Origin of the sequence: Gilliamella sp. B3464, assembly GCF_026536145.1 — a bacterium.
In the GTDB taxonomy this organism is placed as follows: Bacteria; Pseudomonadota; Gammaproteobacteria; order Enterobacterales; family Orbaceae; genus Gilliamella.
Genome location: NZ_JAFNOQ010000005.1, coordinates 1 through 20,134 on the forward strand (window position 1 = coordinate 1; position 20,134 = coordinate 20,134).

24 protein-coding genes and 2 pseudogenes are annotated in these 20,134 nt (G+C 31.8%); 23 read left to right on the plus strand and 3 right to left on the minus strand.

Features of this window, described 5'->3' with window-relative positions:
- From J3U57_RS06815 to J3U57_RS06910, 21 genes and pseudogenes are all read left to right on the plus strand, one after another.
- Positions 1–289: pseudogene (locus J3U57_RS06815) on the plus strand (hypothetical protein); the annotation flags it as partial.
- 183 nt (positions 290–472) lie between these two features.
- Positions 473–697, plus strand: coding sequence for a hypothetical protein (locus tag J3U57_RS06820; protein ID WP_267344161.1), 225 nt, complete (start codon positions 473–475; stop codon positions 695–697).
- A 39-nt stretch (positions 698–736) separates the two neighbouring features.
- Positions 737–1,051 (plus strand): hypothetical protein, encoded by a 315-nt coding sequence (locus J3U57_RS06825; RefSeq protein ID WP_267344160.1) that lies wholly within the window; start codon positions 737–739, stop codon positions 1,049–1,051.
- A 438-nt stretch (positions 1,052–1,489) separates the two neighbouring features.
- Positions 1,490–1,681 carry a hypothetical protein gene (locus tag J3U57_RS06830; protein WP_267332769.1) on the plus strand — a complete coding sequence of 64 codons (192 nt, stop codon included), beginning with the start codon at positions 1,490–1,492 and terminating at the stop codon, positions 1,679–1,681.
- A gap of 295 nt (positions 1,682–1,976) precedes the next feature.
- Positions 1,977–2,420 carry a hypothetical protein gene (locus tag J3U57_RS06835; RefSeq protein ID WP_267344159.1) on the plus strand — a complete coding sequence of 148 codons (444 nt, stop codon included), beginning with the start codon at positions 1,977–1,979 and terminating at the stop codon, positions 2,418–2,420.
- Positions 2,421–2,594: 174 nt separating this feature from the next.
- Positions 2,595–3,191 carry a hypothetical protein gene (locus tag J3U57_RS06840; RefSeq protein ID WP_267344158.1) on the plus strand — a complete coding sequence of 199 codons (597 nt, stop codon included), beginning with the start codon at positions 2,595–2,597 and terminating at the stop codon, positions 3,189–3,191.
- A 115-nt stretch (positions 3,192–3,306) separates the two neighbouring features.
- Positions 3,307–3,903, plus strand: a complete 597-nt coding sequence (locus J3U57_RS06845) for a hypothetical protein (protein WP_267344157.1) — start codon at positions 3,307–3,309, stop codon at positions 3,901–3,903.
- A gap of 115 nt (positions 3,904–4,018) precedes the next feature.
- Positions 4,019–4,615, plus strand: coding sequence for a hypothetical protein (locus J3U57_RS06850; RefSeq protein ID WP_267344156.1), 597 nt, complete (start codon positions 4,019–4,021; stop codon positions 4,613–4,615).
- 517 nt (positions 4,616–5,132) lie between these two features.
- The gene (locus J3U57_RS06855) at positions 5,133–5,672 is read left to right on the plus strand and encodes an imm11 family protein (RefSeq protein WP_267344155.1); all 540 of its coding nucleotides are present in this window, start codon (positions 5,133–5,135) and stop codon (positions 5,670–5,672) included.
- Positions 5,673–5,742: 70 nt separating this feature from the next.
- Positions 5,743–6,186 (plus strand): annotated as a pseudogene (locus tag J3U57_RS12825) (RHS repeat-associated core domain-containing protein); the annotation flags it as partial.
- Complete coding sequence (locus J3U57_RS12830) at positions 6,160–6,336, plus strand: hypothetical protein (protein WP_416379664.1); 177 nt, start codon at positions 6,160–6,162, stop codon at positions 6,334–6,336. The pseudogene J3U57_RS12825 and the gene J3U57_RS12830, both read left to right, overlap by 27 nt.
- A 244-nt stretch (positions 6,337–6,580) precedes the next feature.
- Complete coding sequence (locus J3U57_RS06865) at positions 6,581–7,078, plus strand: immunity 26/phosphotriesterase HocA family protein (RefSeq protein ID WP_267332780.1); 498 nt, start codon at positions 6,581–6,583, stop codon at positions 7,076–7,078.
- A 201-nt stretch (positions 7,079–7,279) separates the two neighbouring features.
- Positions 7,280–7,480, plus strand: coding sequence for a hypothetical protein (locus tag J3U57_RS06870; RefSeq protein WP_267358447.1), 201 nt, complete (start codon positions 7,280–7,282; stop codon positions 7,478–7,480).
- A gap of 948 nt (positions 7,481–8,428) precedes the next feature.
- Complete coding sequence (locus J3U57_RS06875) at positions 8,429–8,890, plus strand: hypothetical protein (RefSeq protein WP_267332782.1); 462 nt, start codon at positions 8,429–8,431, stop codon at positions 8,888–8,890.
- 328 nt (positions 8,891–9,218) lie between these two features.
- Positions 9,219–9,653: a hypothetical protein gene (locus tag J3U57_RS06880; protein ID WP_267332783.1), complete on the plus strand. Its 435-nt coding sequence runs from the start codon at positions 9,219–9,221 to the stop codon at positions 9,651–9,653.
- A gap of 251 nt (positions 9,654–9,904) precedes the next feature.
- A complete protein-coding gene (locus J3U57_RS06885) occupies positions 9,905–10,279 on the plus strand; it encodes an SMI1/KNR4 family protein (RefSeq protein ID WP_267332784.1) in 375 nt (124 codons plus the stop codon).
- 245 nt (positions 10,280–10,524) lie between these two features.
- The gene (locus J3U57_RS06890; protein WP_267344154.1) at positions 10,525–11,199 is read left to right on the plus strand and encodes a hypothetical protein; all 675 of its coding nucleotides are present in this window, start codon (positions 10,525–10,527) and stop codon (positions 11,197–11,199) included.
- Between the two features lie 190 nt (positions 11,200–11,389).
- Positions 11,390–11,815, plus strand: coding sequence for an NTF2 fold immunity protein (locus tag J3U57_RS06895; protein ID WP_267332786.1), 426 nt, complete (start codon positions 11,390–11,392; stop codon positions 11,813–11,815).
- Positions 11,816–12,328: 513 nt separating this feature from the next.
- On the plus strand, positions 12,329–12,682 hold the full coding sequence (locus tag J3U57_RS06900; RefSeq protein WP_267344153.1) for a hypothetical protein: 354 nt from the start codon (positions 12,329–12,331) through the stop codon (positions 12,680–12,682).
- Between the two features lie 318 nt (positions 12,683–13,000).
- Positions 13,001–13,300, plus strand: coding sequence for a hypothetical protein (locus J3U57_RS06905; RefSeq protein WP_267344152.1), 300 nt, complete (start codon positions 13,001–13,003; stop codon positions 13,298–13,300).
- Positions 13,301–13,484: 184 nt separating this feature from the next.
- Entirely contained in the window at positions 13,485–14,381 is an 897-nt protein-coding gene (locus tag J3U57_RS06910) for a LysR family transcriptional regulator (protein WP_267344151.1), read from the plus strand.
- Positions 14,382–14,723: 342 nt separating this feature from the next.
- Here J3U57_RS06910 and J3U57_RS06915 read toward each other — a convergent pair whose 3' ends face one another.
- Together J3U57_RS06915 and J3U57_RS06920 are read right to left on the minus strand one after the other, a co-directional pair.
- On the minus strand, positions 14,724–15,524 hold the full coding sequence (locus J3U57_RS06915) for a PQQ-binding-like beta-propeller repeat protein (protein WP_267344150.1): 801 nt from the start codon (positions 15,522–15,524) through the stop codon (positions 14,724–14,726).
- Between the two features lie 49 nt (positions 15,525–15,573).
- The gene (locus J3U57_RS06920; RefSeq protein WP_267344149.1) at positions 15,574–16,782 is read right to left on the minus strand and encodes an MFS transporter; all 1,209 of its coding nucleotides are present in this window, start codon (positions 16,780–16,782) and stop codon (positions 15,574–15,576) included.
- An 805-nt stretch (positions 16,783–17,587) separates the two neighbouring features.
- On the opposite strand from J3U57_RS06920, the gene J3U57_RS06925 reads away from it, so the two are divergent.
- The gene (locus J3U57_RS06925; protein WP_267344148.1) at positions 17,588–18,028 is read left to right on the plus strand and encodes a putative T6SS immunity periplasmic lipoprotein; all 441 of its coding nucleotides are present in this window, start codon (positions 17,588–17,590) and stop codon (positions 18,026–18,028) included.
- A 322-nt stretch (positions 18,029–18,350) separates the two neighbouring features.
- Here the strand turns inward: J3U57_RS06925 and J3U57_RS06930 are convergent, their stop codons facing one another.
- A complete protein-coding gene (locus J3U57_RS06930) occupies positions 18,351–19,199 on the minus strand; it encodes a LysR family transcriptional regulator (RefSeq protein ID WP_267344147.1) in 849 nt (282 codons plus the stop codon).
- A gap of 126 nt (positions 19,200–19,325) precedes the next feature.
- Here J3U57_RS06930 and J3U57_RS06935 point away from each other — a divergent pair, with 126 nt between their 5' ends.
- Positions 19,326–20,018, plus strand: coding sequence for an HAD family hydrolase (locus J3U57_RS06935; protein ID WP_267344146.1), 693 nt, complete (start codon positions 19,326–19,328; stop codon positions 20,016–20,018).
- Positions 20,019–20,134: the final 116 nt, after the last annotated feature.

A 20,134-nucleotide genomic window follows, 5' to 3' on the forward strand; every position in this document is an offset into this window, starting at 1 on the left:
CTATTCTGGTTATAAAGTATTAAATTTTCTTCGTTTAATATCCTGTATTGATATGAATAAATCTGAATATGTACCAATATTAGATGATTATCCAGATGGACCCAAAAAATTTTATAAAATGGTCTTAAAAGAAAATATAAATGAGCAATTTTGTATGGCAAGATGTGAAGAATCTATAGGGCGAATTATGATGTCAGAGTCGTTACGACAGTTTTTTATAAAAAATAAAGTAAAAGGAATAAATTTATCCAAACAGTATATTGATAATGACTTCATATTTTCGTACTGATATAGACATATTCACGTAGCCTGACCCGATAGTTAACTGTTAGTGAAATAAAATAATGAACGAAATTGATTATACTTTACATAATTTACCAATGTTGCTTACTAGAAATAAAAACAAATGGTGGCAAGATAGCGTTATGCAAAGCTCAACAGCTTTATTTGGTTTTTTAAAAAACATGAATTATTGATCGATGTTGAACCGTTTGATGAAGAGGGTAATTTAAAAACTGATACGGTTCTTAAAAAATCAAACCTTACACCAGAAGGTCAGGAGTTATTTGATATTGCTGTTGATGGATGGTTTGATTATTTAGCTAGAAGTACAGTTACAACCAAATATCAAAATCTTAGTCGGCTTGAAAAAGCTTTAGCTAAAATTCGAGAAAGTAAAAATAATGAAGTAAGATAAACATCTCACAATAGATAATAATTAAAATATGAGGTATTTATGGCTTTGGATTTTATAGCATCAAGTAATCAAAAAGAAATAGATGAAAATTCACCGATATTTTCACTTGAAAAATTTGATTACGATGAATTATTCAATAAAGCAAAACCAATAAATCAGTATTCAATAATAAAAAAACTTGATGATTATTATGCTGATACAATTATTCTATATGGGGAAATTCAGCCGTTAATAAAAGAACTTGAAAATCTTATTAAAATAAAAAAATTCCAACCGCAATCAATTATTGATTTTATTAATTTTTTAAAAGAATCTTTTAATGATGGATTAAATATATATATCAATAGTGACTAAAGGGATTGAGTGGTAGACTTTATTTTATCTGTGCTGTGATCTTAATATTGACCGATTTAATGAGTAACACTATACGGCATCGATTGAACGGCAAAAATTACATGTATCACACCGTGTCGTTGTTTTGTATGATACCTGATGGATTAAAGCGCTAAAAAATGGATGTCAAATATGAGTATGGTAGATTTAGATATCGTAGATGTTATAAAAAAGGTGGTTTTTAGCGTGTTTTTCAACTCCAGAAAATAGACATTTATTAATGATTGTCAATTAAGTGTGATGAAATCAGCTTTTTTGTATACGGCAACTTTAAATCTTTTTAATATAGAAATATGCATTCCCAAAAAACAGCGAAATGGGTATGAAACAATCGATAATAAATTGTCCAAAAACATCAATTATATAAACTATATCAATTTAAGTGATTATCACGGGATAATGAAAACAACATTTAATGATCTATTACAATCTAATACGATCTTACTGTTACCAGAATATACAATAAAACAAGAAACGGATATTGAACAAATTGAAATAGAATTTAATAGCGGCACTACTATCATTTATCAAAATAGCAATTTGCCTCCTGCAATTATATCGAATAAATTAAAAAATCTCATTTTAGAATAAACGACAAGCTTACTGGGTAGCCCACAATACCATGCCACATCAACCTACAGGATAGCGAGTTTAGACCGATCGAGTATTGAGGATGTAGTGAGTTATGCCAAACAGCAATTAGATAGCGTGACACAAGAGTGAATAAAACTTAAGCCATTATTTACCTTACTTAGCATATAAAACGCCACCAGCTTTTTCACTGAATCTCCCATTAAAAAAATTTAATTGTGCTGAATATATATTGTTGTTTAAATGGAAAATAGCACTTAAAATCAAAACAGTGATAAATCGAAAGGATGATGTAATGAAAATTGATTTTTTATTCTTGTGGGCTGAAGTTGGCGTTTGTTACGAGATTACTAATACGGTTTTAAATCCGTGGAGATCAAATCTCAATAAATTAAACAAAACACTTCCACATTATGACAAATTGTTTAAAACAACAGATTATGAATTAGTATTTACCATATCTGCTACACAAGAACACAAAAATTTAGTCTACGGTCCTACAACATCGTCAAAAAACAAAGTGGTTTATTTCACAATTTTTATACCTTATAAAACGTTTAGTTGTTATAAGCAACAAATGTTCTATGTTCTTGATACCATCGCAGAGGGAATTATTTTTGTATTTAATAAATATAAAGTGGATCCTTCAGGAATAAAAGATGTGTTTGAAACATTAAAAACATTGATTGCCAAAGATCCGGAAAGATATCAAAAATGGCTAAAAGATCTAGAGGACTGAAAATTTTAAAAATTTACAGCGCTTAAGGCGTTATTGCCTTAGATAGATTGCAAAAGTAGCTAACCATTTGATAAAAGTTCTTATCGAAAAACACAAAACTAATGCACAAAACAATACGAATATTGAAAGTGCTGTTTGGAAAAATATAAATAATGGTAAATTTAAGGAATATCCATGAAGCGTGAACCACTTTATCACCTGTATTATTCAGGAATAGACACTGTCGATATCGTTCCCGAATGGGAGCATAAAAACAGAGAGCAATTTTGTCATTATTGCCATAGACTAAAACTACCTCACGGTGGTATGGATGTGATTACGGATGGCAAAATTAGAAAAAACCTAGATATGCCCATGGTAGGCGATCTTATGATACCTAGTATTATGTCGCTGCGCTTATTGAATTTGCTGGGTGAAGAGGCTGAAAAACATTTAAATATAGGTTTTATTTATAATAAAGTGGAAAGTGAAAAGCATAAACAGCCATTTATGACTTTTATTAGTAAATATGATTACGTTGTACTGAGAGGTGAAACGCCAAATATTTTTGATGGACAGCCTGTTCCTGAGAATGATCGTCTAGTTGTCTGTCCTGAATGCCATTTCCACTCAAGAAGAGAAAGAGCGCCAAGGTTTTTACTTGAGAGCGAATATCCAAAATATCCAATATGCTGTACGGAATTGGGTTTACTAATATATGAAAGTATTTATGAAAGGCTGAAAACTATCAAATTAGTTGGGGTATGTGTAGAAAAAGTCAGGGTTAAATAGCAAGATACGTATTCTATTGAAAACAGAATAGCATGCCGGAAAGATCTGATCATGGAACTAATATTGAAAGTGCTGTTAGGGAGAATATAGATAATAATAGATATGAGAAAATTAAATGAAGCGTGAACAACTTTATCACCTGTATTGTTCAGGAATGGTTACTGTCGATCTCATTCCCGAATGGGAACATAAAAACAGAGAGCAATTTTGTCATTATTGCCATACACTAAAACTACCTCACGGTGGTATGGATGTGATTACGGATGGGAAAATCAGGAAAAACCTAGATATGGCTAATACAGGCTATTTTCTGATACCTAGTAGTATGTCGCTGCGCTTATTGAATTTGCTGGGTGAAGAGGCTGAAAAACATTTAAATATAGGTTTTATTTATAATAAAGTGGAAAGTGAAAAGCATAAACAGCCATTTATGACTTTTATTAGTAAATATGATTACGTTGTACTGAGAGGTGAAACGCCAAATATTTTTGATGGACAGCCTGTTCCTGAGAATGATCGTCTAGTTGTCTGTCCTGAATGCCATTTCCACTCAAGAAGAGAAAGAGCGCCAAGGTTTTTACTTGAGAGCGAATATCCAAAATATCCAATATGCTGTACGGAATTGGGTTTACTAATATATGAAAGTATTTATGAAAGGCTGAAAACTATCAAATTAGTTGGGGTATGTGTAGAAAAAGTCAGGGTTAAATAGCAAGATACGTATTCTATTGAAAACAGAATAGCATGCCGGAAAGATCTGATCATGGAACTAATATTGAAAGTGCTGTTAGGGAGAATATAGATAATAATAGATATGAGAAAATTAAATGAAGCGTGAACAACTTTATCACCTGTATTGTTCAGGAATGGTTACTGTCGATCTCATTCCCGAATGGGAACATAAAAACAGAGAGCAATTTTGTCATTATTGCCATACACTAAAACTACCTCACGGTGGTATGGATGTGATTACGGATGGGAAAATCAGGAAAAACCTAGATATGGCTAATACAGGCTATTTTCTGATACCTAGTAGTATGTCGCTGCGCTTATTGAATTTGCTGGGTGAAGAGGCTGAAAAACATTTAAATATAGGTTCTATTTATAATAAAGTGGAAAGTGAAAAGCATAAACAGCCATTTATAACTTTTATTAGTAAATATGATTACGTTGTACTGAGAGGTGAAAAACCATATCTTTTTGATGGACAACCTATTCCTGAGAATGGGCGTCTAGTTGTCTGCCCTGAATGCCATTTTCACTCAAGAAGAGAAAGAGCGCCGTGGTTTTTACTTGAGAGCGAATATCCACCATATCCAATATGCTGTACGGACTTGGGTTTACTTTTATATGAAAGTATTTATGAAAGGCTGAAAACTATCAAATTAGTTGGGGTATGTGTAGAGAAAGTCAAGATTAAATAGCAAGATACTTATGCTATTGAAAATATAATAGCATGCCGAAAAGATTTTCCCAATCTTTTCGGCTATCATATCCGACATTCTTACCGACCGCCGTTACCAGTACGACAATCTGGACAGACTGGTGAGTAAAAAAACACCCGTCAGGGACAGACCGATTACCATTATGACGTCACCGGCCGAATCGAAAGCTGCCGCAACTAACCTGCTGGATAAAAGACGCAACGAAGACAGCAACAGCGACAACCAAAACCTGGTTCGCTTTAACCAACTACTCCACTTCCGTGACCTGCAATACACCTACGACGCAAACAGATATCCCCACAACAAACACAGACAAGCATTATCATTATGAACAAAACACCACCTAACAGAAATACAGCAGAATCCTAAGCTATCAAGAGCAATATTTAGACAAACAAACCGGCTTACATTACAATACTTTTAAGAAGAATTGGTTTACGTCGTGGAAAAACTATTTTAAATAAAAATTCAATTAGGCCGTCTAATGGATGTTGATATGATTTATGAACTTATGATAAGTAATTATCCTAATAGTTATTGGTTCCAATATGACTCAACTGTAGTTGCCAGTTACGAATTTATAGAATTCAAGGAGATTCAATTAAATAAACCATTAGTTTTTAAATTAGAAAATAAAGTCAGTGAAAAACGTTTACTCTCTTATGATATTTATTTCAGTGATGGTCCTGTTTTTATCTCGCCTAGACTTGCCAATTTACTTTCAAACAATCAAGATTTTTTACATGATGTCCAGCTAATAGAGGCAACTATAATTGTTAATGGTTGCAGCTATTCTGGTTATAAGGCATTAAATATTCTGCGTTTAATATCCTGTATTGATATGAATAAATCTGAATATATACCATTATTAGAGAGTTTGCCTGATGGACCAAAAGAATTTTATAAAATGGTCTTTAAAGAAAATATAAATGAGCAATTTTGTATGGCAAGGTGTGAAGAATCTGAAGGGCGAATTGTGATTTCAGAGTCATTACGACAGTTTTTTATTAAAAATAAAGTAAAAGGAATAGATTGATCCATATAATTCAATTTAGTAAACCTGGCTATTAACAATAGTCAGGCAAGACATCTGATAAACAAAACGCTATCTGTGGGACGGGCTAAGCATAATTCAGGAAACCCGTACTGACAGAAGCAAAAGCGCCTATATCTACACTGATGAAAGCGGCTATGAACCCTTAGCTAGAGTAGAGACCACCGGTACGGAACAGAAAGTGCTGTACTACCACACCGATGTCAACGGTGCTCCGGAAGAACTTACTGATGAAGGCGGTCACATTGTATGGACGTGTAGCTATTAGCTATGGGGCAAACCGATACAGGAAATCGAACACAGCCAGATACAACAGAACCTAAGGTATCAGGGACAGTATTTCGACAGAGAAACAGGCTTACATTACAATACTTTTAGGTACTATGACCATGATATAGGCAGATTCACGCAGCTGGACCCGATTGGGCTATCGAGTGGGTTTAATCTGTATCAGTATGCGCCTAATGGGTTGACTTGGATCGATCCTTGGGGGTTAACATCGACAGATGAACCTGGATATTTTGTTTATGCATTATATGACCAAGGGGCTAGAGAACCTTGCTATATTGACATTACCAATGACATTGACATTGACAGAAGAACGATTGAACATCGAGAAACTGGAAGATTATCTGCATCTGGATGAATGGAAGTATTAGAAAAAATATTATATATGGGCACGCAAGAGGTTATGAACAATAGTATATTGAAACGTATGGAACGAAAACTGGTAAAATAGAAGAAAAAATGTCTTCTACAAATAGAGGAAATAAATATAATTCCTTTAACTATCAGCATAATGATGACAGAGCTAAAATATTTAAATAAGCCTATAACATTAAAAAAGCGAGTGATGTAAAGAAGGGTAAGTCAGGGAAAGGAAAGTGCTAATGAATGATTTTAAAATATGGGGTTGGGATAAAAAACCTCGTACAATGTTACGCTACATTAAAGCAGGAGACATATTCTGTTTTAAATTAGATAATCAAAATTATTGTTTTGGAAGAATTGTTATTAAATTTATAGTTGGCCATATTGCTGAGATTTTTGATATTATTTCCAATTCTCCAGATTTATCAGAAGCAAAAATTAGAAATGCTCACCGAATGATTGATCCGGTAATATTAGATAGCTATTTACTATTTGATAGAAAATTTGAAGGTGATTGGAGAATAATTGGGCATCAACAAAACTACTCACCCAGTAATATGCAAAATGTATATTTTACATATGGGATAGAGCCTTGGTTTAAAAAAGTAGACATATGGCAAAATGAAACATTGATATCTGAAAAAGAAGCTGAATCTTTGCCTCGCGTATCGCCACTCAATGATTATCATATTAAACAATTAATGAAAAATTTTAATATTAAGCTGAATATACATTAAGTTTTCTTTATGGCATCTATTTTTATTATGGATATCAATTTAGTTATCTAATGAATTAAAATAATCATTTGATATCAACTTAATTTGCATTGAAAAATAATTACTATACTAATAACTAATACTAAACATGAATATTATCTTTTTTTCATAATAAAATTGTATGTGTTTTTTAATAAATACTTAAAAAATTGGTCGAAAGAAATGTTAATCAAAAAACAACGCAGTCAAGAAAATACAGTATTCGGCGTCTATATAAAAGATGGGTTGTATTCATTAGCGCAATCCAGAAAAAACCATTGGATGGAGTTTTTTAATATATTTAATGATAAAGATGAATGGGATGGGGTAGACCTGAATAAGGTTAATATTTTATTTACCTATTCAGTAGCTGCACACACTTAAAGAGTTATTCGTTTCTATACAAGATGAACATGTACGAAAAAATGTACGCCCACAGCAGCCTAAAATTATCACTTATACAGGTCCATTAGCTGAAAAAATAGGTCTGGTGTAAATTGATGATAGATATACTTTTGTAGATCAAAAAGTTTTGATTCCACAGCTAACCGTAAAAGATCACTTAGATATTATTCATACAAAAGAGAATGTGGGAATGCATGGAGGTTCTAAAGATATCCAAATACATCTACTTAAATTCTATGAAAATGGCATTAATTGGGATGAATCTCAAAGTTTTTTTCCTCTGATGTAACACCGCCAGCACCTATCCAAAAACCTTTAACTAAAGAAGAATATTTACACTAGTATAAAGACTCGAGCGCAAGACCTTTATTAAGGTTTGGATGGAACAAGTTATAACTATAGTCTACTAAATAGGAAAAGAACGAGGTTGCCAGGATAAAGTTTGAAGGGCTAATCTGTTTTCAATTTATCATCTTTTCAAATTACCATTACATTGACCGTAGCCGAAGCCAACACATCATTTCAGCTACCGTTTTAAGGATATGCTTTTAAGTGAAACCAACGCTTAAGGCACACGCAGCCATCGATACAATTAACTAAGCAAACAAATTACCACCACCTTTATACACCTACGACGAAAACGGGATGCGCCCACAGCAAACAGACCGCCATCAGTACCTATTATTACCACTACGATGCCGTACGTCGCCTAATTGAAGTTCGTATCAACAAACACCAAATAAGACCGTGCGAACAAAGCCTACAACTGCCTTCAGGTCTTGTAATTATAGGATCATGTTAGTTTTTTATTGAAGAATTGTGTTATGCAATAGGATTATGTATAAAATGAGTTATTATAGATAAAAAGTTATAACTATCTAAAATTTTACTTAAACCAAAAACAGTGATAAACCGAAAGGCCATGTAATGAAAATTAATTTTCCATTTTTGTGGGCTGAAGTTGGCGTTTATTATGAAATTAGAAATACGGTTTTTAATCCGTTGATAGAAAATCTTAATAAATTAAACAAAACGCTTCCATATTATGACAAATTATTTAAAACAACAGATTATGATTTATTCTTTACTATCTCTGCCACACTAGAAAACAAAGATTTAGTTTACGGCCCGTTAGCCTCGTCAAAACGAAAAGTGGTTAATTTCTCAATTTTTATACCTTATAAAACGTTTAATTGCTACACACAACAAATGTTTTATATGCTTGATACCATAGAAGAGGGAATTATTTTTGTATTTAATAAATATAAAGTGGATCCTTCAGGGATAAACGAAGTGTTTGAAAAATTAAAAACATTGATTGCCAAAGATCCAGAAAAATATCAAAAATGGTTAAAAGATATTGATGCAAAAGATATAGATGAATGGTGACACTAGAATGAATAGAACTTAAGGCATTATTTACCTTACTTAGCATATAAAACGCCACCAGCTGTTTAACCGAAATCTGCATTGAAAAAATTAAACTAACCGAACGCCTATGATGCCTTAGACCCACGTATCACAAAACACCATCGGGTATTAAATAAAAATTAACACTTTATTTTATTTAAAATTTATAGCGCTAAGTCTAAAATAGTTAAACGACAAAATGTTTTTTTAAGACGATACATAGAAAACATTTTACTGAGATGAAAAAATAAACTCCAAAGCGATTGTAACAAAAATTTACTATTGTGAGTGAGTTTGAGGGGAAAATATGGAATGGACTGGTAATATGTATGGATTTTATACCGATAAATCCGTCGATGATGTATGGTTTTCATTAATTAAAAAATTATCATCTATTAATTATAAATATGAACAAAGTAGTTTTAGAGATGAAGAGTTTCTATTTTGTTATAAAAACGATGAAATGCGAGATTATCATGATAATCATGGTTACAATTTAGATTTACAAGGGGAAGGTTGTTTTTTAATTGAAGCAAAAAGCACACAGTTAAATGGAATAGCAACTTTATTTGAATTCGATAATGCTTCTGATTTTGAACCCTATGATATAAATTTGCAGTTTAACCAGGTCTTTTATTATGTACTTGTGTTACCTGATCTCATTGAGAATTCAAAATTTTGTCATGACATACATAGTTTGTTTATTAAGATTCTTCATGAGAAAAATGACAACATTAGGTAAATATCTACTTTCAAAGTTGTTATTGTTGAAATTGCATTAATCTGAAACAAGATATTTTATGAAATATCAGAGGACGCTATTCGATAGAGATGCATTAAACATACTTCATCTGAATGGTTTAAAACAATAGTCACCAAAGCTTTTTTTACAAGCTTTAAAAAAAGGCTAAAAATATTTTGATGATATGCTAACTTTAATACTAACAATTTTGTTTTTGAATTATACCCTATTCGTTGAATGGAGAATTTTAGATGGAAAAAAGAGTTATTGAAATGTTGAATATTCTTGAGCAAGAGATGAATATTAAATTTCCGAATTTGTATGTGAAATTTTTATCCGAAGAGGTTCAAGATAAAGAGCCATATGAATTAATCAATGAAAGGGAAGAGTACATATACATCTATAATATAAATAATATTAAAGAGAGAAATAGTACCTATAATATACAAGACGTTGAGCCTAATTATTTTTTAATCGGTCAAGATGGTGATATAGGCTATTTTGTATCTGTAAAAAAAGATAATGAATCTAATTATATATATAGTTTGGATTTGGGGGCGTTAGGCTGCCTTGACATGGATAAAGAAGCAACTGATATTTATCACTTAGGAAAATATGTTAAATGATGTATCTGAAAACACTATTAAAATGAATTGCTTCGTTTTCTTATACCATTAAGCTGATGATAGTTGAATATAAAATAGTGGATTGATTGGAGCAATAACTCGGTATAATGCTTTGAATATTTGCTCATGAATAATAAAAAAGAAAAATGCCCAAAGTGGTCCTAATTTTTGCGAAATATAGTCGTAAAGCTTAACTAACATAATATTATTAACTGTAGCGTATCAAAAGTTGGATAAAGAAAATAATGAATAAACCAGATCCTATTTTATATGATTTGCCCATGTTGATAGCTAAAAATAAAACAAATCTTTGGCAAGAGCATAGCACTAAAACTTCAACAGCTTTAATGCGTTTTTTAAAAAAACATGATTTATTGATTGGTGTTGAACCGTTTGATGAACAAGGAAAATTAAAAACTAATACAATAATTAAAAAGTCAAACCTGACGCCTGATGGCTTAGAATTATTTAAAACAGCAGTAGATGATTGGTTAGCGTCAGTAGACAAAACAACTGCTGCTAATAAATATCAAAATGTTAGTCGTCTTGAACAAGGTTTGGCAAAAATTAGGGAAAATAAAAACAAAGAAGTCGATTTTATCGTATACGATGTTGCTGTGTCACTGGCTACTAATAAAATCAATCAGTTACCTGAGCCTATCATACAGTCTTCAATTGCTTTATTGGTTTTTTTAAAACAACATCAATTATTGATCGGTATTGAACCATTTGATAAACAAGGAAATTTGAAGACTGATACGGTGATTAAAAAGTCAAACCTGACGCCAGATGGCTTAGAATTATTTAAAACAGCAGTAGATGATTGGTTAGCGTCAGTAGACAAAACAACTGCTACTAATAAATATCAAAACGTTAGTCGACTTGAACAAGCTTTAGCACAAATTAGAGAAAGTGATTAAGTTAATTCGTATTGAAATGAAGCGTTGTTTCTGATTTTTGTTGATTCATTTTTAGACGTTTATCGAGAAATGAATTAGCATTGGGTTATTGTTGTTAAATAAGCTGCCATAAAATAGATCGCCTTAGGATCAATCATTCAAAGTTTAAAGAAATGGAAAAAATATATATATTTGTTAGTTAAGGAATAATATGGAAAAAAATGTACAGCAGGCTGTATCAGTGTTAAAAAATTTCATTACGGATATGAATAAGTGGGAAGGATATTGTGAACCACTTTGCGAGCTAATTGAAAATGGTGAGGATGACGAGCCTTTAAAAGATAAGATGAGAAGTGAGTTAAATACTATATTCAATCAGTATTGTACTATTAAAGAAAGAAAGTACGGTCGCCAAGTTTCATTAGACTGTGGATATCCACCAGAGTATTCACCCGATGAAGAAATACTAAAAACTGAACAATTATCAGAAAACAAACTACTCATTTATACGCAACAACATACAGAATTTAAAAGTCAGTTTCGTTATTCCTTAATATATACTCATAAACAATGGCGAATTGATAAAAAAGAAATATTTGATAAGTCTGACAATAAATGGGAAAAATTTTCATTATAAAAAGGGATAACGGCTTGTAACATCGCTTTAACTTGATAAATGTCGTTATTCGATTGCTAAGCTGTATGCCTGAAATTATAGATATCACTACCAGCCAATATAAGCTCAATAAACGAAATGAATTTATTTCATTTGATGAGTTGTTATCTCTATTTACCTTTTTTTAGATACGTTAAATAAAAGCTAAAAGCCTATAGCGTATTATAAAATGAATTAAGTCGTCTTTATTACATAACAGAATAAAGACAATGAAATGGCATTTACACTTAAAATTATATTGAATAATTTTGCCTACTTTTCGATTGATGCTTATAGCATTATGCCAATGTAGCAATAAGACTTAAATTTTTAACTTACTTAAATATAAGCTATTAAATTTAATTAAATCAATGTAATGCAAAGTATTGTTGAACAACATACTGTTAAATTAAATGTTATATTGTTAACACCATATAATGTTATAATTTAATAAGTTCCAATTAATTTTAAAGAAGTTATGACAAAGTAAAAAAAATGATAACTAAAGCGATACCAATCAAATACGGCATTATTTATGCTCGAAACGCATTAATTCTAAAAAAGGTTAACTTGGATTGCTACCCGTTTACATTGATTGTTGAAACGTCACTATCGCTAGCTAATTGTCAGCCCGAAGTGTTGAACGTGCCTGATGTATGGGTAAAATTTATTTTTACTGATATTGATAACTTATCTATTTCTCAATTAGATAATTATCCTAATCAAAGATATTTAACCTCAAGTTTTGATCTTGTTGAACAAGTTCATCACAAAGGTAAAAAACGCATAATACTCAGCACGTACGATCATATTTTTGATATTGTTGGTCGTTATCGTATTGAATACTAAGCATAATCAAACGTTGCGTATTGATTAAAAATAATCGGTTTAACATGACTAAAAAATAAACTGGCAATGTTAGATAAAAGTTGTATTAATGAGCACTATAATATAGCTCGTTACTTGGTGTTAAAAATATTGCAATTAGCTTGTATTCTTACATTTATGAAAGTAAGATCACCTTCAATAATGTTTTATTCTTTTAGAAAAGTATTATCCCTACATGTATTTAACACTTAAATATGTAAGTCACAACTATTCACGGTTTGTGTGTTGGGTCTTCAGTGATGAAAATTCAATCCATTCTTGATGAACCACAATATCCAGTTGCAAAACTTAATTAAAAAATCCAAAGTTTACTGTTATCTATATGGCAATATCAACATTTATTCAGCTAATGATGTTGTCGAAGTAATCAATATTGATTTTCACGGTAATCAAGAGCTTCCCGTAATATTGGGCAAACTCGACAATTATTGGCGACTTGCAAAATGGTTATCATGGGCTGAACGTAGCGCTTGGCAAGTTGAACAGGGTAATGAACGGGTCAATTTATCTAGCAATAATTTCACCATTCAATTATTTCCAAGTTGCAAGTTAGCGTTAGTTTCACTCTACTCATCTTAAATTAGTTTGTAAATTGTAAATAGAGTAAAATCATCCCAACTTCAGAATATTTACTATAAACTTTTAACTAATCTTACTATATGTTTAAAACTTAGAAAAGTCATGAATTTATTGGTAAATTAGTGTGATAAAATACATTGAGTACCCCATCGATTTAATCATCAATTGTGAAGTAATTTAAAATATGGATATTTATAATAAAAAACTACCAACAATCAGGCAATTGCAATATTTTATTGCGATTTGTGAAATGCATAGTTTTCGTGCTGCAGCAGATAAACTGGGTGTAAGTCAACCGCCATTATCCGTGCAAATAAAAGAACTAGAAGATAAATTGCAAGTGAGCTTATTTTTAAGAAATTCTCACAACATGGTATTAACTAAAGAAGGTGAAAAATTTAAAAGCCAAGCATTGGAGGTATTAAACAGTTTATGTCAATCAGTGGATAATATTAAATCTTGTCAAGGCAATCAAGTCATGTTAGGTATGACGAAAACACTGTGTTTTGATTTTATACCTTTTTTCAAAAGGTTTTTAGCAAATTTCAATGATAATATAAAACTTTATCAACATGACTACACGTCTAAAGAGCTGTTATTAGAACTTCAAAAAGGCAATTTGGATTTTGCTGTTGTATCTGATTTTGCTTCAAGAAACCAACAAGAAAATTCGATGCTAATTTATCAGGAGCCGCTTATTTTGGTTCTTCCAGAAAGCCATCCTTGTAGCCAACAAGATTATGTTGATCTTAATGATGTCACTGATTTACCGTTATTTTGGTTTAAAGCCCATTTAAATAAGACTTTTTATGCACAGTGCGAGTCTGTATTTAAAACGTTAAATCATCCATTGGTTCGTCGAGCTGAACGACCAGACACGCTGTCTATGTTATTGGATATTGCATTAGGGAGAGGTATGATGCTATTACCTCAGTCGATGACACAGGCCAACATTGATGGGGTAGTGTATAAAAAATTGATTAGTACCCAAACCAGTAAATTATATATCGATATTTATCTTGTTTGGCGAAATAATTTACACGCTAACTTGATTTATGAACAAATTATCAATTATTTCTAATCGTTATAAGTAGTTACTTAAGGGGTATTTGACTAATTGTGATGTAAAAAGAGTGACGATAGCGTTACCAAGTGGTTTGCATGATTAAATATCGTATTCATGGCTACTGTCGTTTTTACTCTAGACCAACTCTATAACCATTAAACGTTTAAAAATAGCATTGCGATAGATTGTAAACACTTGATATTATCGTATTAAAAAATTAGAAAGATTTTTACATACTAATGATAGTATGACTAAAAGTTCGGACCTGATTTTGTTTAAAAAGGTCCGAAATGACATTGATTGAAATGATACCCTTAAAAAATTCTATCTTTGCCGATAATTAATCAAGCGTGTTTATTATGGGTTGATGTTAGTTAATTGATAAACCGATTCATCACCCCAAGTACCGATATACAATTGGTTTTTGTACAGACTTAACGCTACAGCACCAGACAATGATGTAACTAGTGTAGTGGTACTTTTGCTATTGACATCGACTTTACGAACTGCACCAGCCCCATTATCAATGACAGCAACTTCGCTAGGTGAAAGACTTACTATACCTACCCCGGGTTGGTTAAATGCACTCCCTAATTCTATCTGTTTTCCATTAGGTTCGATTAAAGTTAAGCGTCCACTATATTGTGACACAACTAAGCGATTGTCAGCTAATTGTGTTACACCGACAGGTAATGATAATCCTTTTGCAACAACCTTTTTTTGCTTTGTCGTTAAATCCAAAGCGACAACCTCGCCAGAGGAGCGATTAGTAATCAACAATTCACCTGTATTAGAAAATGCAATTCCAGTTGGCGTATGATAGTCAGTCGATATTTTTTCTACTTTGCCATCTTGGGTGATTTGTAAAATATAATTGCCACTATAAGATGAAACATAGATATTATCTTGTTTATCAATAACTATTCCTGCAGGAGAGGATATGTTGTTATAGATAGTGTTACGTTTACCTTCCGTTGTGATTTTTTCTATTGAACTTCCAGACCAATTTGTCACATACATCGAACCTTGGCTATCGAAGGCGATAGCGGTTGGCGCACTAAAAGATTTTGCAATAAGATTCAATTTTGCCATAGCTAATTCCCCATATAGAATAAAACAGATAAATAGTGCAATTTGAAAAAATACTTTTTTGATCATTGTTTTTCCTCGTAAAGTGATAGTATTGCGATATATGTTCGCCTATTGTTTAAGTATTGCTTTGTTTAATTTTGATTAATTTAATACCAAGTAAAGCTAAAGCAATATTAAGTATGGTTAAAATTAAGATAGCCACAATTAAATTAGGCCAATTTAATTGTTGATAAATGCTTCCTAATAAATAAGTGCCTAAACTGCCACCAATAAGGCATGCAAGTAAGTATAAAGACGATACCGCGCCTCGTAAGTTGAGTGGTACAATTTGATTAAGCATAGCCATGACAATGGGTTGAATTCCAAATACAAACATAAATAGACAAAAAATACCTAAACTAATCATTAATATGTTGGTACCAAAACCAATGATCATAATTGAAGCACTTACGCATAAAAGTAATAAGATGAGTAAATTGTTTTTATTGATAATCTGTGCCAATTTTCCCGTAATGATCGAACCAATTATTGCGCTGATTCCTGCAAAATTTAACCAACCAAGTTCTGTTGAGGTTAGATAAAATGGTGAACCTTTCAAATAAAAAGTGAGCAATGAAGACAACCCTAAATAAACAAAAAAGAGCAAAAATCCAACCAATAAGAAAATAATGACAGTTCGATTAAACAGCAGTTTTGATGCGTGTTGATAAGTTTCAATGATGCTGATTTTAGCCGTGTTGTTTAAAGTGTGTTTGATCGCAGATGGAATAAAAATAGTGACAATTAAAATCAGGCAAGCATAAACCCCAAAAGCAACTTTCCAAGAATAGATATCGGTTAACATGGCTGCTAAACTACGGCTGAATATCATTCCTACAATTGAGGCCGAAATTAACATCCCCATTGCTTGTGATAATTTTGCGTTGTCTGTATTTTTGGCTGTGTAAGCAAATAAAGCAGCCGGTACTGAGGCGGCAAAAAAGCCAATTAATGACATTACACTAAGATATAGATTAAATGACGTTACTATATTGGCAATGCATAGGCAAAGTACTGTGCCAAGACTGCCAAATGTCACTAACAGACGTGTGGATAGTTTATCTGATAATGGCCCATAGATAAAAAAGGCTAATGCATAAAAAAAACATGATAAGCTAAAAACTAATCTCGCATCTAAAATCTCAATGTTAAAGTTTATCGATATCTCCTGAAAAATAAGTTGAGTAATATAAACAGAACCAACCAAAAGCATAATAAGAAGTGCAGATATAATAATGCTCATTTTATTTGATAATCGTTGAGTGGATGTCATCCTTGAATTCATACGGCTAAAGTTCCTTATTAAACAATATCGTGATTGATGTGTACTGAAGGTTTAGGTCGAGAGTAAAACGATCTAAACCTTAGATTTACTATCACTGTTTTTGGCAATAAGCATAGGATAACAAGTGTAAAATATGGAAATACTTATTTTGTGATAGTAAAAAACTATCAGAGTTGAAAAGTCAGTTTAAAACGTGTTGCTTAAGTGCTTTTATTATAAATATTAATCGGTATAACAATATGTTAGCTATAAAACTTAGTTTGATCGTATAAAATCAAACAGTCTAATTGATTTCTGTTTTTGAATAATAGGGATAAGCAAAGTCGACTATTTTTATGCAAGGATTGATGATTAAAAGGCGTGGTTATTTAAATAAAACAATGTAAATTTTCATCTAGATAATTGTCTTGTAAAATAACAAAAAATGATGATTGTGCTATTAAAATGGTAATTGAAAATGTATTTATGAACAGTGAATAAATTAAATTACTTGCTTTATGCTCAATCTCTTTTTTTATTACCCGTTTATTCAGAACAAAGTTTTTAAAAAAAAGTTCAGTTAGGTCTTTCAAACAATCAATCTAAAATGACCGGATTATTCATCTCATTTTTAAAATTAATTATTGTTATGCTTTGTAAGCATAAAGCGCAGATAGTTTAATTTCAAGATGAATGATTTATTCAACTTTATGGCATGTATAAGATTGTTATACATTGTTTTTTGAATAGCTGATTGATTAAAAAATAAGGTTATTGGATAATGTGGCGACTAAATAACCATGTCTGCACTATATGGAATAACAAAATGAAATTAAATCTAATCCGTCCGTTATTTTTTATTACCATTGTTTTGTTATTAACCGGCTGTTTTTTTTGTACCTATAAAGTCAACACCGCTGAAGTTAAATTAGATCAAAATCAAAAAGTTTGCATCAACATACCAAAAGAAAAAGCGCGTTCAACTGATGTGTTTAATATTTCATCTAGCAGTATTTTTGTAACGCATATTGGGTATATTTGGGAACAGGAAGATCATGGTTCAATTTATCAAGCTAAAGCAGGTGAATGTTTACGCTTTGATTATCCTTTTCAAGTCGATGTGGATTATTCAATTAATTTTGTTTCAACCAACCTCAAAAATAATGAGGATAAACCATGGATTGCTAGTTTTCGGTTAAAAAAGAAGGCTGATGGTAATTTAAAAATATTATGGCCAAATGATCCTGATGAAACTAAAACTGAATAAATTCAGTCAATATTTAATTTTTTAACAGGTTTTATATAAAATTTGTACATTTAATAGATAGGTTACGTGATTATAGATAAAATAAAATGACATCACCATTATTAGTTAATTATGAATGTTCATATACCCATTTTTTTATGAATGATTAGCTATCAGGCAAAATCCCATAAATTATGCATACCATCGATCGCTATTAATTTATCCAATAATTATCCACACTAACAAGCTAATACATTTGCGATCAGTTCCCATATTAGCATAATAATTTGACCTAAATGATTGCTGAGTTTGAGTCGCGCTTTAGTGGGGATAAAAAACAAAACTAGCAATGATTACCCTGTATTTTACCGCTATCTTTATTCACTACATCAATAAAAATATTTCGAAAATCACACATTACTTTGTCATTCCAGGCCATTGCTATGTCCCAATGTACTGTTTTTTGTTTAGGAATGATGAGTTTTACGTTCCTTGGCAAAAATTGCTTCATACTTTGTGGCATAAAGGCAATAGCATTGCCGCCAGCAACTAACGCTAATAGTGTTGTCAAATCACCATTTATTAATATTTTATTAGTTTGAAGTTGATTTTGTATCAAAAATTGTTCGGTTTGTTCTGCCAGACATGGAAAGCGATCTTTATCGAGTTGATATAAAGGATAGTGCTTTAAAATTGCCGATAAGTTATGCCAATCGATAGGGCTACTAGAGGGAATGGCTAAGGCAAGTTTTTCGTGGACAATAAGCTGTGAACTTAGTTGATTAGTAAAAGGCATCCGTAAAAATCCGATTTGTAGGGATCCTTCTAATAGCATATTAATTTGAACACTTGAAGGAAGCTGATTGAGCGTAACTTGGCAATCGGGCCTTTGTTTGACAAATTGATCAACCCATAATGGTATTTTTTGATAGGTAGATAGACTAAACCCAATTGATAAGGTTTGTTGATACTTTTTATTTATCTGTTTGGCATAAGTAAGAAAATTGTCATGTGATTGTAGAATCGACTTTGCTTGAGCATAGAGTTGACCACCAGTTAAAGATTCTAACGCTTGTATTTGTTTGGATAAAGTCGGCTGGGTAATAAATAACGCTTTTGCTGCCAAACCGTAATTACCGGTTTCAACAAGTTTTACAAAAACACGTAATAATCTTAAATCTATTCCTTGCATTTATTGAATCCTAAAAAATTGGAATTATACAGAGTCTAAAATCAAATCTATGATAGGCGTTATTTAGTCAGGATAACAGATATGGGTTGTTTTGACTTGTGTAAGGTAAAAGATAAGGAAAAAATTATGCGTGAAACTCTTACTAAAATTACTGCGGTATTGTTTGATATGGATGGGGTATTGATTGATTCGAATGAGGCAATTGAACGAGCGTGGCGTGAAGCTGCACACATGTATGGTCGAACTATTAGTGACACAGATATGGTTAAACATATTCATGGTCAACCTGGTCGACATACGATTGCGACGCTATTTGGAGATTTGCCTATTACTGATCAACAAAAAGTTCAGGCCCATATTATTTATGTTGAAAACACTGCGATTTACAAACCAATTGCTGGCGTTGCTAAATTCATCACGGCATTACATAAAGCCGGCGTTAAAGTTGCCATCGTTACCAGCGGTTGGCTAGACAAAGTCAATTCGGTCATGAATTTATTGAAAGTGAAGGAGTGTATTTCGGTCATTATTGATCGTGACAGCGTCATTCGAGGTAAACCTTATCCAGACTCTTATCTAAAGGCTATAAAATATCTTAATATTACAGCAAAACAGGCAATGGTTTTTGAAGATTCAATCAGTGGCGTTAAATCTGCTGTGGCTGCAGGAACATATTGTGTTGGTGTTGGTCATGAATCGCTAATGACTTTAGGGGCAAAATTTACTATTGCTGATTTTTCGCTTATAGAGGTGATTATTCAACCTAATGGATGCGCAATTATTGATTTTGGTAATGCGCATCGAATATTGGTTGGATAGAATAATAACCTTGAATAAATTCGCTAAATTTGAGTAGACGATGGAACAAATTGTTAAGTCACCGGTTGATATCTTTATTAGAATAGACCAATTTTCATTAATTAATTATCCTAAGC